Source organism: Yinghuangia sp. YIM S10712 (genome assembly GCF_051388935.1).
Taxonomy (GTDB): domain Bacteria; phylum Actinomycetota; class Actinomycetes; order Streptomycetales; family Streptomycetaceae; genus Yinghuangia.
Genome location: NZ_JBPKBI010000023.1, coordinates 52,925 through 66,521 on the forward strand (window position 1 = coordinate 52,925; position 13,597 = coordinate 66,521).

At 70.1% G+C, this 13,597-nt stretch carries 13 protein-coding genes; 4 read left to right on the forward strand and 9 right to left on the reverse strand.

From position 1 onward, the window contains the following. Positions 1–43: 43 nt before the first annotated feature. The gene (locus ACRX5W_RS29580; RefSeq protein ID WP_436791433.1) at positions 44–673 is read right to left on the reverse strand and encodes a TetR/AcrR family transcriptional regulator; all 630 of its coding nucleotides are present in this window, start codon (positions 671–673) and stop codon (positions 44–46) included. Positions 674–984: 311 nt separating this feature from the next. Between ACRX5W_RS29580 and ACRX5W_RS29585 the strand changes: the two genes are divergently transcribed. After that, positions 985–1,584 (forward strand): carboxymuconolactone decarboxylase family protein, encoded by a 600-nt coding sequence (locus ACRX5W_RS29585; RefSeq protein ID WP_436791434.1) that lies wholly within the window; start codon positions 985–987, stop codon positions 1,582–1,584. Between the two features lie 61 nt (positions 1,585–1,645). Continuing rightward, positions 1,646–2,479 (forward strand): TauD/TfdA dioxygenase family protein, encoded by an 834-nt coding sequence (locus tag ACRX5W_RS29590; protein WP_436791435.1) that lies wholly within the window; start codon positions 1,646–1,648, stop codon positions 2,477–2,479. Between the two features lie 82 nt (positions 2,480–2,561). On the opposite strand, the gene ACRX5W_RS29595 is transcribed toward ACRX5W_RS29590, so the two are convergent. From ACRX5W_RS29595 to ACRX5W_RS29630, 8 genes are all read right to left on the reverse strand, one after another. Then, positions 2,562–3,329, reverse strand: a complete 768-nt coding sequence (locus tag ACRX5W_RS29595) for a polysaccharide deacetylase family protein (RefSeq protein ID WP_436791436.1) — start codon at positions 3,327–3,329, stop codon at positions 2,562–2,564. A 134-nt stretch (positions 3,330–3,463) separates the two neighbouring features. Next, positions 3,464–3,625, reverse strand: coding sequence for a hypothetical protein (locus ACRX5W_RS29600; protein WP_436791437.1), 162 nt, complete (start codon positions 3,623–3,625; stop codon positions 3,464–3,466). After that, a complete protein-coding gene (locus ACRX5W_RS29605; RefSeq protein WP_436791438.1) occupies positions 3,622–5,007 on the reverse strand; it encodes a glycosyltransferase family 2 protein in 1,386 nt (461 codons plus the stop codon). The genes ACRX5W_RS29600 and ACRX5W_RS29605 overlap by 4 nt, the downstream gene beginning before the upstream one ends. Positions 5,008–5,652: 645 nt before the next feature. After that, positions 5,653–6,684 (reverse strand): DUF5954 family protein, encoded by a 1,032-nt coding sequence (locus tag ACRX5W_RS29610; protein WP_436791439.1) that lies wholly within the window; start codon positions 6,682–6,684, stop codon positions 5,653–5,655. A 157-nt stretch (positions 6,685–6,841) separates the two neighbouring features. Further along, on the reverse strand, positions 6,842–7,477 hold the full coding sequence (locus ACRX5W_RS29615) for an AAA family ATPase (RefSeq protein WP_436791440.1): 636 nt from the start codon (positions 7,475–7,477) through the stop codon (positions 6,842–6,844). A 71-nt stretch (positions 7,478–7,548) separates the two neighbouring features. After that, positions 7,549–8,085 (reverse strand): glutathione peroxidase, encoded by a 537-nt coding sequence (locus tag ACRX5W_RS29620; protein ID WP_436791471.1) that lies wholly within the window; start codon positions 8,083–8,085, stop codon positions 7,549–7,551. A 164-nt stretch (positions 8,086–8,249) separates the two neighbouring features. Beyond that, complete coding sequence (locus ACRX5W_RS29625) at positions 8,250–8,753, reverse strand: Asp23/Gls24 family envelope stress response protein (protein ID WP_436791441.1); 504 nt, start codon at positions 8,751–8,753, stop codon at positions 8,250–8,252. Between the two features lie 192 nt (positions 8,754–8,945). Further along, positions 8,946–9,701, reverse strand: a complete 756-nt coding sequence (locus ACRX5W_RS29630) for an FMN-dependent NADH-azoreductase (RefSeq protein WP_436791442.1) — start codon at positions 9,699–9,701, stop codon at positions 8,946–8,948. Positions 9,702–9,774: 73 nt separating this feature from the next. On the opposite strand from ACRX5W_RS29630, the gene ACRX5W_RS29635 reads away from it, so the two are divergent. Continuing rightward, positions 9,775–10,665: a sigma-70 family RNA polymerase sigma factor gene (locus tag ACRX5W_RS29635; RefSeq protein WP_436791443.1), complete on the forward strand. Its 891-nt coding sequence runs from the start codon at positions 9,775–9,777 to the stop codon at positions 10,663–10,665. Between the two features lie 672 nt (positions 10,666–11,337). Further along, complete coding sequence (locus tag ACRX5W_RS29640) at positions 11,338–13,569, forward strand: MMPL family transporter (protein WP_436791444.1); 2,232 nt, start codon at positions 11,338–11,340, stop codon at positions 13,567–13,569. The last annotated feature ends 28 nt before the right edge of the window (positions 13,570–13,597 follow it).

Sequence of the window (13,597 nt, forward strand, 5' to 3'; positions counted from 1 at the left end):
TGCGCCGCGGCGCCCGCGCTGCCGTCGTGTGCCCGAGGCCGGCTCAGGTGCTCGGAGCGGCATCGGGTGCCGCGACCTGCTCGCCGGCCGTCAGCGGGCCGTCGAAACGTGCCAGGTACGCGTCGACGAGTGCCAGCACCTCGTCGTGCCCCTCCGTCAGGCCCAGGACGTCGTCCATGGCCAGGATGCGCGGCAGGCCGCCCATGAGGATGGTCAGCGCGGTCGGCGACAAACCGCCGGTGTCGACGCCGCGCACCTTCAGGAACTCCTCGATCATCTCGATCTGCATGCGCCGGAACCGGTGCGCGTACGTGGCCAGTTCGTCGCGCAGCGCCTCGCGGTGGTTGGCGAGTGCGATGAACTCCTGGGTCAACGCGGAGCCCTGCGGATCGGTGACGACGGCCCACATCGCCCGCAGCGGGTGGCCGCTCGACCGGGCGCGTTCCAGGCGCCGCAGGTTCGCCTCCGCGCCGCGCCGGAAGACGGCCAGGAACAGTTCGTCCATCGTGCGGAAGTAGTAGTAGACGAGCGCGTGGTTGACGCCGGCCTTGGCGGCGACCTTGCGCGTGCTGACGGCCGCGTACCCCTCCTCGACCATCAGCCGCATCGCGGCGTCGAGCAGCGCCTTGCGCGCGCCGGATTCCCCGGCTTTCGCCGGATTCGATCCGCTCATGGTGCCTCCCGCATGCGGTCGGAACAGTGGGGTCCGCTGGTCGGAGGCACGCGGTCAATGTACACGCCTTGACCCGCCGCGCCCCGGGGTGTTAGTCATATGACTAAATCACACCTTAGGCGATTGACTAAAGGCAAGGGAGCGCGGCGCCGGCAAGGCGCGGGCCGCGCGCCACACCGGGGCCACCGCCTCGGAGCACCACCCGATCGGTGCCGACCGACTCGGCACCGACCGCAGAGCGCCCGGCGATCGAGCGCCAACCGACCGCGCAGCCTCCGCGACCGGTCCGCGACACCGAAGGAGCCACCTCCATGACACGCATCGAACCCATCCCCGTCCGCGAGTGGCCCGCGGAGATGCGGGGTGCGCTGGCGGCCATGGTGCCCGCGGAGCCCAGGCACCCGCGGCCGGAGACCAAGGGGCGCCCGAAGGGCCTCAACGTCCTGGGGATCTACGCCCACTACCCGGCGTTGTCCAAGGCGTTCTTCACCTTCAACGGCCACATCATGATGGCCACCTCGCTGTCGCTGCGGCAGCGCGAACTCATCGTCCTGCGCGTCGCCACGCTGCGCAGCTGCGCCTACGAGTGGGCCCAGCACGTCGTCATGGGCCGCGACGTCGGCTTGACCGACGAGGAGATCCAGCGCGTCGCCGCGGGCCCGGACGCGCCCGGATGGGAGCCGGCCGAGGCGGCGCTGCTGCGCGCGATGGACGACCTGGTGCACGACGGCCGGATCGGCGAGGAGACCTGGAAGGTCCTGTCCGGCGAATTCGACACGCAGCAGCTCATGGACATCGTCTTCACCGCCGGGGCGTACGAGACCCTCGCCTGGCTCCTGCGCTCCTTCGACGTCGAGCTCGACGACGACCTCCCCGCGGACCCGAACTTCCCCGGCGTGACCGGCGCCTGACCGCCCCGGCCGCCGCGCCGCGCACCGCCAACCCGCCCCGACCACCGGAGGAACGGATCACATGGCCATCGACTTCACTCCCATCAGCCCCGAGATCGGCGGTCAGGCGACCGGCTTGACGGGAAGCCGGCTCATCGAGCCGGAGGCCGCCGCCCAGGTGCGCGCGGCTCTGGACAGGTACGGCGTGCTGATCATCCGCGAGGCGAACATCTCCGACGCCGACCTCGTCACCCTCAGCCGCCAACTCGGCAACGTCGTCGTCCCGCCCCGGGGCGGCACCGACGACCACCCCGAGGTCCAGAAGATCAGCCTGGACCCCGCCAAGAGCGAGCTCGCGACCTACCAACAGGGCACGTTCTACTGGCACATGGACGGCGCCAACGACACGATCCCGCAGTTCGCCACGCTCCTGGTGGCCCGTCAGGTCTCCGACGAGGGCGGCGACACCGAGTTCGCCAACATGTACGCCGCATACGCCGCGCTGCCGGAGAAGGAACGCGAGGAGTACGCCCGCATGCGGGTCGTGCACAGCCTGGCGGCCACCCAGATCCTCGTGTACCCCAACCCCACCGAGAAGCAGCGCGAGGCGTGGAAGCGCGTCCCGTCCCGCGAGCACCCGATGGTGTGGACGCGCGGCAACGGCCGCCGGTCGCTCCTGGTCGGCGCGACCGCGGACCACGTCGTGGGCATGCCCGCCGACGAAAGCCGCGCGCTGCTGGACCGCCTCCTGGAATGGTCGACGCAGCCGCGCTTCACGCTGCGCCACCACTGGACCCCCGGTGACCTCGTGATCTGGGACAACACCGGGATGCTGCACCGCGCTCTGCCGTACCAGCCCACCTCCCCGCGCCTCATGCACCGCACCACGCTGGTCGGTGAAGAAGCGGTCGCCTGACGGGACTTCGGCGGGTTCCCGCGCAAAACACCGACGGCCGGACGCGGTTCACGCGTCCGGCCGTCGGTTACCGGGCTGTGGCCTACCAGTGGGCGGCCGTCGCGTAGTAGGTCGTTCCGGGCCAGGCCTCGACGGGGGTGTCCGTCGGGACGATCTTCCCGGCGCACAGGCCGCGTTCGGCGAGACCGTTCACGATGAGCGGGATCGCGGCGAGCGTCGTCGCGTAGCCCTCGTGCAGCAGGATGATGCCGCCCGACTGCACCTGGAGCGCGTTGTCGGCGATCTCCTGCGCGCTGACGCCGTTGTAGTCGAACGAGTCGGCGGTCCACAGCACTTCGGTCATGCCGAGGGTGGTGGCGTCCTGCCGCACCTGGGCGTTGGTGCGGCCGTACGGCGGGCGGAACAGCGTCGGGGCGGTGCCCGTCTGGGCCAGCAGGATCTGGTTGGTGCCGAGCAGTTCGTTGAACAGGTCGGGTTCGCCCAGCTCGTCCAGGAACGGATGCGAGTAGCTGTGGTTGGCGATCCAGTGGCCGTTCTGCGCCAACAGGTCCACGTACTGCGGGTATTCCTGCGCGTGGGCGCCGGTCAGGAAGAACGTGGCGCGAACCCAGCCCGCGTCGTGCAGCGCCTGCACGTAGTCGGGCGTCATCGCGGTCGGCCCGTCGTCGAAGGTGATCGCGACGTAGCCGTTGGCGCACTGCTCGGCGGCGGCCGCCCGTGGTGCGGCGGGGCCGGCGGCCAGCAGCCCGAAGGCCGCGGCGAGCGCGGCCAGTTGCGCGGTGAGACGGCGGACGGTACGCCGGCGCGGCACTATTGCGGACCGCCGGAGGCGGCGGCTGGTGAGTGACATCGCATCCTGATCTGGTCCGGCGCGGACGAGGCGCGCAGTGGGGGAATCTTCGGGCCTGCGGGAGTTTGTGAGGTGCAGGCGGAGCCGGACCGGCCCGCACGGCCGGGACGCGCGGGGCCGGTCCGGACCGAGCGTCAGCGCGTCCGCGCAGGCAGGATCCGCTTGAGGGCGAGTCCGGCGCTGAACAGCGTGAACGCGGCGACCAGGGCCCACATCATGTTGACGGCACCGGTAGCGGCGAGAACGCCTCCGGTTCCGGCCGCGGCGGCCCCTGTGCTCACGTTGTACAACGTCACCACTTCCTTTCTTTCTTGCGCATGGCATCCCAGAACGCCTTCGCCTGGGCCGCTTGGAGGAACAGGTCGAAGGCCATCTCGACGACGATGGTCGCGCCGAGAAACATTTGGAGCGGGCCGCGGCTGCGTACGGTGACCGCGCGTTCGAGCGAGAAGATGGCGGTGACGATCATCCACACCGGCTGCACGTTGACGCGCCCCGTCGCGACGAACGCGATCAACAGCGACGACAGGTAGATGATGATCACCAACAGGCCGATCAGGGACAGCAGTTGGCGTCCCCAGTAGCCCCGCGTGACGCGCGTCCAGCCGTAGTCGGAGAGGTTCTCCAGAGCACCGCGCTTCCACCGCAGCCTCTGGTTGAACAGATCCCGCCAGGTCAGCATCACCTCGGTCTCCAGCGTGCACTTGGGCGGGCAGATGATCCGCAGTCCCAAGTGCAGGATGGCGAGCGTGAGTTCGTTGTCCTCGGTGAGGACGCGGGTGTCGTACACCTGTGGTTGGCCCGGCAGTTCGCGGGTGCGGCGGGCCTCGACGACCTCTTGGAGCGCGATGGCGCGGAACAGCGTCGCGGTGCCGGTGAGGACGAGCGCCTTGCCCTGGAGGCGCTGCACGTCCCGGACGTAGCGGGCGTATTCGTTGCGTTGCAGCATGCCGACGAATCCGCCGCCCGGCTTGCCGGTGAACGTGCCGCCCACGCCGCCCCACAGGCCCGTCGCCAGGCGTTCGAGGCCGTGGCTGAGGAATTCCGGGCCGAGGGTGGAGTCGGCGTCCATGACCAACACCGCGTCGAGCGGGCCCATCCTCGGCAGCACGCGGTCCAGGACCTGGTTGAGACCGCCGGCCTTCTTGTGCTTGTTGTCGACGGTCTCGTAGACCTCGACACCCTTGGAATGCGCGATCTCGACGGTACGGTCCGAGCAGTTGTCGGCGATCACGATGATGCGCTCGGGCGGGCGTATCTGCGCCAGCAGCGAATCGATCGTGTCGCCTATCTGGTCCTCTTCGTTGTGCGCCGGCACCAGCGCGGTGATGCGCATGTCCGCGACGTCGACTTCCGCCAGCGAGCGCCGCCGCCGGCGCTTCGTCTTGAGCCGGAACGGCTCGGCCTTGCGCGGCGCGTGCCGCCCGCCTCGACGGCCGGACGCGGACGCCGAGTCGTCCGGGGACGCGTCGGGCCCAGGCGCGTCGATCGCGGGCACGAGGGGCTTGAACGCCTCAAGTTCGGCGGTGGCGGCGATGTCCCGGCGGACGAGGATGGCTGTGGACGTGTCCTCGGACGGACTGTCGACACGTGTCACCTTGGAGAAACCGGGACGAAACCACGCGTCGTCAACCGGCAGGTCGGGCGCGTCCGTCGGCCCGGAAGATGTGCTGTCCATTTCTCCGGCACTTGAGCGACTGCCCATGCTTGACGCGACCGTTTCCCTTTCCCGAAAGAGGCAGGAGAGCATGACCGCAGAGGTAGTTCGCGCAAGCGGCGCCCCCAAGCACCCCTTCCGGAAATAACACGTCAACACCGTCTTCGCAGACGCTCCCCAGGCGTGATCGTGCCATGCAAATCATCCGTGTAGGCAGGGTTCGTGTAAACGTGACGGTGATCACGAAGAGAGGCGGCTGACTGCCTTTTATCGGGATTTTTCCCGGTGTTCCGGTCGAACTGTCGCCAACAAATCATCAGTTGACCGACTATATGCGGCAGTTGGCCGCCGTCCGAGGGTTGCATCCGGGGCCGCTTCGGGGGGCGGGGCAGTCGGTTACGGTGCTTCCACGCCGGTCGGCTGGCCGCGCGGCGGCGAGGAAAAGCAAGTGGGCAGCGGGTGATGACGGCGCGTCAGCGTCTCGTCGCCGCGCAGATCGCCGGGCCCCGTCAGGAGGTGCAGGCCCGATCGCCCTGTCGAAACTCGTCATTCGTCGGGAGCAACCGCGTGAACGGCGTCCCGGAATCAGGCAATAGCCCATATATCAGGCTCATATCGAGCAAACGACGAAGGCGCCGAAACAACCACAGAGGGTCGCTTTGGCGCCTAATCACCCTGCTTCTCTCCTTCATGGGTGATCGTGCCGTACTCGTCCATCGTCGGATGCATTTTGATGGGCGGGTACGGGTCGTAGTCCGACGGCCGCGGCATCTCCGGCCCGTTCGGACCGACGCGGACCAGGCGGCTGATGCGGGCGATCCGGTAGCGACGCCCGTCGACGTCGAGGCGGTTCGCCCGCCCCGCGGCCCGGAACCGGGCGGCGGCGTCGAGGTGCCGGGCGTGTTCCGCACCGGTGATCTCGCGCATTTTCGGCCATGCCTCGGTCAGCAGGTAGTCCAGCGTCCGACGTGCCCCGTGCGGGGTGGACTTGAGCGGACCGACCGGCTCCCACCCGTTGTCGGTCTCCTCCACGACACAGAACGCCGGCGGCAGCAGGACTACCCCGGGATGCCTGCTCAGCGCGCGGGCGGAATCGGCGCGCACATCGACGGGGTAACTCGGCGCCCGGTAGTGCAGCGTGCGCATCGCCGCGCGTTCGGCGCCCTGCATGGGGGTGATCGGCGTGGCGTGGTCGATCACGAATCCCGTGTCGAGTTCCGGGCCGTGGGTGTGCAAGTCCCACGAGATCTCGGGAGGTTCGGGGTCGGTGGGACGCGGACGTTCGAGCCCCGCGTCGTCCATGTACGCGAACTCGTCGCCGCGCACGACGCGGTACTGCGTGCCGAGCACGGTCAGTTCGTCCACACGCTCGGTCTCCAGGCGGGCGACCGCGGCCAGCAACTCGCGTCGCGCCACCGGGTCGTCGGTGCCGTCCTTGGCCCGGAACCACAGGCGGGAGTTGAGGCTGTCGCGCGCCTCCTGCGCGCACCCGTCGGTGATCGGCGTCAGCACCCGCCAGCCACGCTCCCCGGCGTGCCGGGCGCCGAGCCCGAACACCGGCCCGCGGATGACGAAGTGCCCGAAGCGGCGGGCCGCGTCAACCGCGTCGGCTTCCTGCGCAGCGGCCACCGGATGCGCCGGCAGTGTGACATGCACCGACAGCGGATGGTCCGGGAGTTCCCGAGCGTCATCGGACATGTGCGCATTGTGCGCACGGTTGAGGCAGGGTCGTCACGCAAATGGACGCACGTGCGCCGAATGAGTGACATTCGCGAGCGTCATACGGGAAATTCGCCACCGAATGCCCGATGCATTCCGCTGCGCCGGCCTTCGTCGTACGAACTTTCCCGGCACGTCACTTCGTCGCGCCGGGCGCGTCCCCGAAAGCGATCTCCACGATCTCCCGCGCCCCGGCGCGACTGAGCAGCACCACCGAACTCCAGCCGCGCGGCGGCGCGGACGCCTGCGACAGGAACTCCCGGGCGCGCCGCGCGATAACGCGGTGCCGATCGAACTGCCCGGGAGATAAGGCCCGTCCGCGCGCGAACTGCCCGGCCCGGGCGTCGAGCGGGTCGGCGTCGATGAACAGCAGGTGGACGCCCCGGCCCTGGCGCCGAGCCGTCCGCGCGATCCACGACCGGACCCCCGGCACCGTCCCGCAGTCCTGGACCACCAACGGACCGCCCGCGCGCACGGCGCGGAACAAACGCACATAGTGCGCGGCGCGGACGCACGGCCGGAACACCGGATAAGGCATCCAGGAGGGAAGCCGCGCCTGGAACTTCGCGCGGACATGCTGCGAGTCGATCAGCGGCACCCGCGCACTCCGGGACATCAGCGTGCTCTTGCCCGCACCGGGGAGACCGGAGACGACCAGCAGATCGCAGGCACCGTACCGCAGCACCTCCGGCATCTCGGCCGCACGCAGGTCGTGGACCTTGGCAGGCCGCAACGAGGCCCCGCGAGCGGCGAATCCGGAACCATCGCGCACGCCGCTCCTCGGCTCCGAGCCGCCAGGGCACCGCCCCGCCGACGATTCCCTTCCGCGCGATACCGCCCGGCTCAGGAGAGCAACTCGTCCAGATCCGCCTGGATTTCCTCCGGCGTGACGGTCGGCTCGTACCGCCGCAGAACCGCGCCGTCGCGCCCGACCAGGAACTTCGTGAAGTTCCACTTCACCTCGTCCGTGCCGATCGCCTCGGGGCGGGTCTTCTTCACGTGCTCGAACAAGAAGCCGTTGTCCGGGCCGAAGTTGCCCGGGGCCTTGCTGCGCAGGTGGACGAACAGCGGGTCCGCGTCCGAGCCGTTGACGTCGACCTTGGCCAGTACCGGGAACGTCACCCCGTATGTGGTCGAGCAGAAGTCCTGGATCTCCTCGTTCGTGCCCGGCTCCTGGCCGGCGAACTGGTTGCACGGGAAGCCGAGAACCTGCACCCCGCGGTCCTTCGTCGCCCGGTGCAGCGCCTCCAGGCCCTCGTACTGCGGGGTCAGCCCGCACTTGCTGGCGACGTTGACGATGAGCAGCACCTTGCCGTCGTAATCGCGCAGCGAACCCTTCGTGCCGTCGGCGGCGGTGATCTCGTAGTCGTGGACACCCACTGTGGTGCTCCCGGTGCTCTCGGGCGCCTGCGGCGGCGCGGCGGTCGCCAAGGACGTTATGCGCGCCCGCGCCCATCGCGCAACGGTTCGGGCGCAGGTCGGGCGCCCTGTGGCATCCGGCGTGACAGGCGTCACGCCGGATGCGGGCAGCACACGGAGAGCCTCTACTCCACGCGGCGTTCGTCGTGGTCGTCGTGGGGGATGTGGATGTCGTCGACGGCGATGTCGACCGCGACGACCTCCAGCCCGGTCATGCGCTCCAGCGCAGTGATGACGTTGTCCCGCACCTCGGCGGCCAGTTCGGCGATCGGCACGCCGTACTCCACGACCAGCGCCAGGTCGACCGCGCACTGCCGTGCGCCGACCTCGACGCTCACGCCCTGCGCGACGTTCGGCTTGGCGCCGGGGATGCGTTCGCGGACCGCGCCGAACGCGCGCGCCGTGCCGCGGCCGAGCGCGTGCACGCCATCGGTGCCGCGCGCCGCCGGCCCGGCGATCTTCGCCACGACATTGTCGGCGATCCGGGTGTGGCCACGCTCGGCGGCCACGGCGAGTGGTGCGGCGGTGGCGAGCGCGGACGATTCGTCCACGACGGCGACTTCCCCGCCCGCTGACGCAGCGGGGGCGGTGCCGCGCGTCGTACCGGTATCCGTCTTCGTCTCGGCCATCCCGGCCTTCCCTTCGCTCGTCGGCCTCATCCGCGCCGTGGTGAACGGGGCAACAATCCTGCGCCATCTTGCCCCGGCGAAGCGGCGTCATGTCCGTATGACGCGAACGAGACGCGAAACGGATCGCGAACCTTTCGTGACCACCGCCGCGGTGGCCCGCGGGCCGGGAACCGTCGCCGGTTCAGACGGGAGTCAGGCGTCCCGACGGCCGTTCTCCCGCGCTTTCCCCGCGTGGCCGTCTGGGAGCAACTCCGTTGCAGACGGCAGAGCTTCGGTCGCCAGAGCCACCACCGCCGCACGCGCCTGAGCCAGCGAGTCCGCGGCCACCGGCCGGAACCGGGCCAGATGCGGGACGAGTTCGGCCATCGTCATCTCCGCGGTGACGAACCGCATGTTCTCCTCGGCCACCCCACGGTCACCGAAAAAGGCGCGCAAATAAGGGATTTGGTAGTCCCATGCCTCGCGCGGCGTGCCGCGACCGTACGCACCGCCGCGCGAGGCGACCACGACGAGCCGCGTCCCGCGCAGCAGGCTCTCCCCGGTCTCGGGATCGACGTACGCGCCGGGGAACCCGATGCGGTCGATCCACGCCTTCAACGCCGCGGGCACCGAGAAGTTGTACATCGGCGTCCCGATCAACACCGTGTCTGCTTCGAGGAGTTCGTTGACCAGCGGCAGCGTCGCCGCCCATGCCCCGGCCTCCTCCGCTCCCTCGGTCAGCGCGCCCACCCCGGAGGGGGCGACGAGGCCCCGGCGCTCCAGCCGCCGGCCGAGCGAGCAGTAGCCGCTCTCCAGCGGTGCCACCGGATCGGCGGCCAGGTCGCGGTAGCGGTACCCGGAGGTCCCGTGCACGGACTGCCACGTCCGCGCGAACAACGCGGTCAACCGCCTGCTGACCGAGCCACCCGAGCGGTCGGCACTGGAATCGAGATGAAGCAAGCTGGTCATGGACTCTCCCGTCACGTCGACAACTCCGCGTTCGTCATCACCGGTGACGGAGCACGACGAGAAAAGGTGACCGGTGAACGCGAGCAACGACCGCGACCGACTGGCGGAACTCTTCGAGGCGCACCGCGACGGACTGCGCGCGGTCGCCTACCGCATGCTCGGCTCCCGGGAGGAGGCCGAGGACGCCGTCCAGGAGGCGTGGATCCGCCTCGGCCGGTCCCACGCCGACAGCGTCGACAACCTGCCCGGCTGGCTGCGCACCGTCGTGACGCGCATCTGCCTCGACATGCTGCGCTCCCGCAGGTCGCGCCGCGAGGATCCGGCTGACTCCGACGAGTTCGACCAAGTCCCCGACACCGGCCGCACGGGCGGTCCCGAGGACCAGGCGCTGCTGGCCGATGCGGTGAGCCGCGCGCTGCTCGTGGTGCTGGACACACTCACCCCCGCCGAACGCGTCGCGTTCGTCCTGCACGACATGTTCGCCGTGCCGTTCGACCAAATCGCTCCGCTCGTCGAGCGCTCGCCCGCCGCCGCGAAGAAACTCGCCAGCCGGGCCCGCCACAAGGTCCAGGGAACGCCGGTGGTCCCCACCGCCGAGCTCGCCCGGCACCGTGCGGTCGTCGAGGCCTTCCTGGCCGCGGCGCGGGCAGGCGACCTCGCCGCGGTTCTCGCCGTGCTCGCGACCGACGTCGTGCGCCGTGCCGATCCCGCCGCGCTGCCGCCGGGCGGTGCCGCCGAGGTCCGGGGCGCGCGGGCGGTCGCGCAGGGCACCGTCGCGCTCGCGACCAGGTCCCAGGCCGCCGAACTCGCGCTGGTGGACGGCTCGGTGGGACTTGTCGTGGCCCCGCACGGCCGCCTTGTGTTCGCCGTCACGTTCACGATCGAGGGCGACCGGATCGCCGCGTACGACGTGATCGCCGACCCCGAACGCCTGCGGCGCCTGCGCCTGGGCGTCCTCGCGTGACGGCTGCCGCGTAGTTCGGGGAGAGGGCGGTGACAGCGGGATATCGGCGGGTCGGGGGCGGGATGTTGACGAGAGATGTCGCGTCCCGCACGGGAGGTCCCTGGCAGGAAGTAAACGGCAGGTGCACACGCGGTAGTGCGCACTCAGGGTCGCTACGCCCCACGTAGTACGGGACTTCGGGCCCTGTGGAGGACTTAACGCGGAGTGTCGGCAGCCATACTTTTCATAGTCAGAGCATTGTTCGTGCTTGCAGACACTTGTTCGTGCTTGTGCTGACACACCGTCAGCCAGGAAATGCCAGGAGATCCGCAGTATGCACCAGCCGTCCGGTCGATTCGGCACCATCGACGCCCGTCCGGCCTGCGGCCGGCGTCCGTCGTATGCCCGGTCGCGCCGCAGACGCTGTTCCGCCTGATTGCGTGATCCACGTCTCGGCGCGCCGGTGCGGACCACCGCACCCGTGCCATGCGGGTCGCCGTACGCCGCGCCACGCCGCTGAACGGGCGGCTCACGGCCCGCGGTAGCCCGACTGTCCGTCCCGTCTCTGTCCTCGGCGTGCTCCGAACTTGTGCCCGGTGCGCCGACCTCCGCGTTCCGCCCGGCAGGTGATGCCTGCCCGGGGCCGGTCCCGCACGTCCTTTTCAGCCCTCGACCGACCCGGAGTCCCGTTTCATGGCCACCTTCCTGTACCGACTCGGGCGGACGGCGTTCCGCCGAAGGCGCTTGTTCCTCCTCATCTGGTTGGCGGTTCTCGTCGCCGTCGGAGTGGGAGCGGCCACCGCGTCGAAACCCGCCACGAAGCCCTTCTCGATTCCCGGCATCGAGGCACAGAAGGCGATAGACCTCCTCGACGAGCGCAGCCCCGACTCAGGCGGCGGCGGTGCCGTCGCACGCGTCGTCTTCGAGACCGAGGACGGCCTGCGGATCGACGCGCCGCACAACAGGGCAGCCGTCGAGAAGACCATCACAGCGCTGGACGGCACCCCGGAGATCGCCTCCATCTCCGACCCCTTCTCCCCGGCGACGGTCAGCGACGACGGATCCGTCGCGTACACGACGGTCGAGTACCTGGTCGGCGCGGACGTGCTCCAGGACTCCACGCGGGACACCCTCGAAGCGGCCGTCGACCAGGGAGAGGCCGCCGGGCTGACCGTCGAGGTCGGCGGTGACGCGCTCGAAGCCGAGATGAGCGTCGGCAACGGCGAGATCATCGGCATCGCGATCGCCGCGGTGGTCCTCGCGATCACCTTCGGCGCCATGATCGCCGCCGGGCTCCCGCTGCTGACCGCGATCCTCGGCGTCGGCATCGGCATCGCCGGCATCACCGCGGTGGCCGGCATCTTCGACCTGTCGGAGTCCACGTCCACGCTGGCGATGATGATCGGCCTCGCGGTCGGCATCGACTACGCGCTGTTCATCGTCTCCCGCTACCGCAACGAACTGAGGCTGGGCCGCGAGCCGGAGGAAGCCGCCGGACGCGCGGTCGGCACCGCGGGCTCCGCGGTGGTCTTCGCCGGCCTCACCGTGGTCATCGCACTCGCCGGCCTGGCCGTGGTGAACATCCCGATGCTCACCGAGATGGGCCTGGCGGCGGCGTTCACAGTCGTCATCGCGGTCCTCGTCGCGCTCACCTTCGTGCCGGTCCTCCTCGGCTTCGCCGGAAAGCGCATCTTCGGCCGCAAGCACCGCAAGCGCCTCGCGCAGCAGCCCGCGGAGCGCGCCCCGGAGAAGCCGAACATGGGTTCGCGCTGGGCCCGCTTCGTCCTCCGCCGCCCGGTGATGGTGCTGGCCGCGTCGGTGATCGGGCTGGGCGTGGTCGCCGTACCGGTGGCGAGCATGGACCTCGGGCTTCCGGACGACGGCGCCAAGTCGACCGACACGACGCAGCGCCGGGCGTACGACATCCTCTCCGACAGCTTCGGCCCGGGCTTCAACGGCCCGCTGATGCTGGTCGTGGACACCGCGGGGGTCAGCGACGGCCAGGCGGCCGTGGACACCGTCCGCGAACGCGTCGCCGGGCTGAAGCCGAGCGTCGCCAAGGTCGGGGAGGCCGGGTTCAACGAGGCCGGCGACCTGGCCACGGTCATGGTGACGCCGGCGACCAACCCGAGCGACCCCAAGACCAAGGACGTCGTGCACGACATCCGCGACGTGCTGAAGGACGTCCGCGCGGAGACCGGCGCCGAAACACTCGTCGGCGGCTCCCCGGCACTGGCCATCGACTTCTCGCAGAAGCTCAACGACGCGCTGATCCCGTACCTGATCCTCGTCGTCGGCCTGGCGTTCCTGCTGCTCATCGCGGTGTTCCGGTCGATCCTGGTGCCGCTCAAGGCCGCGCTCGGGTTCCTCCTGTCGGTCCTCGCGGCGCTCGGTGCAGTCGTCGCGGTCTTCCAGTGGGGCTGGCTCGGCGGGCTGCTCGGGGTGGAGACCACCGGCCCGATCATGAGCATGATGCCGATCTTCCTGGTCGGTGTGGTGTTCGGTCTCGCGATGGACTACGAGGTCTTCCTCGTCACCGGTATGCGCGAAGCCTTCGTGCACGGCCAGAGCCCACGCGAAGCCGTCGTCAGCGGCTTCCGGCACGGCGCACGCGTCGTGACCGCCGCGGCGATCATCATGATCGCGGTGTTCGCCGGGTTCATCGGAGCATCGGACGCGATGATCAAGATGATCGGCCTCGGACTCGCCGCGGCGGTGCTGTTCGACGCGTTCGTGGTCCGCATGGCGATCGTCCCGGCGGTGCTCGCGCTGCTCGGCAAGTCCGCATGGTGGCTGCCGAAGTGGCTCGACCGGATCCTGCCGAACGTCGACGTCGAAGGCGACAGCCTCAACAAGCACATCGAGGCCCAGGCGGCCGGGAACGCCCCGCCGCCGGACCACGACCGCGAACCCGTCCGCATCTGACCCCCGGCCCGGGGGGGGGGGGGGGGGG

What these genes read in the sequence shown, in the direction of transcription:
- ACRX5W_RS29640 (WP_436791444.1), top strand. Translation starts at nt 11,338, where the DNA reads ATGGCCACCTTCCTGTACCGACTCGGGCGGACGGCGTTCCGCCGAAGG.
- ACRX5W_RS29605 (WP_436791438.1), bottom strand. Translation starts at nt 5,007, where the DNA reads ATGGACAGCACATCTTCCGGGCCGACGGACGCGCCCGACCTGCCGGTT.
- ACRX5W_RS29630 (WP_436791442.1), bottom strand. Translation starts at nt 9,701, where the DNA reads ATGACCAGCTTGCTTCATCTCGATTCCAGTGCCGACCGCTCGGGTGGC.
- ACRX5W_RS29580 (WP_436791433.1), bottom strand. Translation starts at nt 673, where the DNA reads ATGAGCGGATCGAATCCGGCGAAAGCCGGGGAATCCGGCGCGCGCAAG.
- ACRX5W_RS29590 (WP_436791435.1), top strand. Translation starts at nt 1,646, where the DNA reads ATGGCCATCGACTTCACTCCCATCAGCCCCGAGATCGGCGGTCAGGCG.
- ACRX5W_RS29585 (WP_436791434.1), top strand. Translation starts at nt 985, where the DNA reads ATGACACGCATCGAACCCATCCCCGTCCGCGAGTGGCCCGCGGAGATG.
- ACRX5W_RS29610 (WP_436791439.1), bottom strand. Translation starts at nt 6,684, where the DNA reads ATGTCCGATGACGCTCGGGAACTCCCGGACCATCCGCTGTCGGTGCAT.
- ACRX5W_RS29595 (WP_436791436.1), bottom strand. Translation starts at nt 3,329, where the DNA reads ATGTCACTCACCAGCCGCCGCCTCCGGCGGTCCGCAATAGTGCCGCGC.
- ACRX5W_RS29625 (WP_436791441.1), bottom strand. Translation starts at nt 8,753, where the DNA reads ATGGCCGAGACGAAGACGGATACCGGTACGACGCGCGGCACCGCCCCC.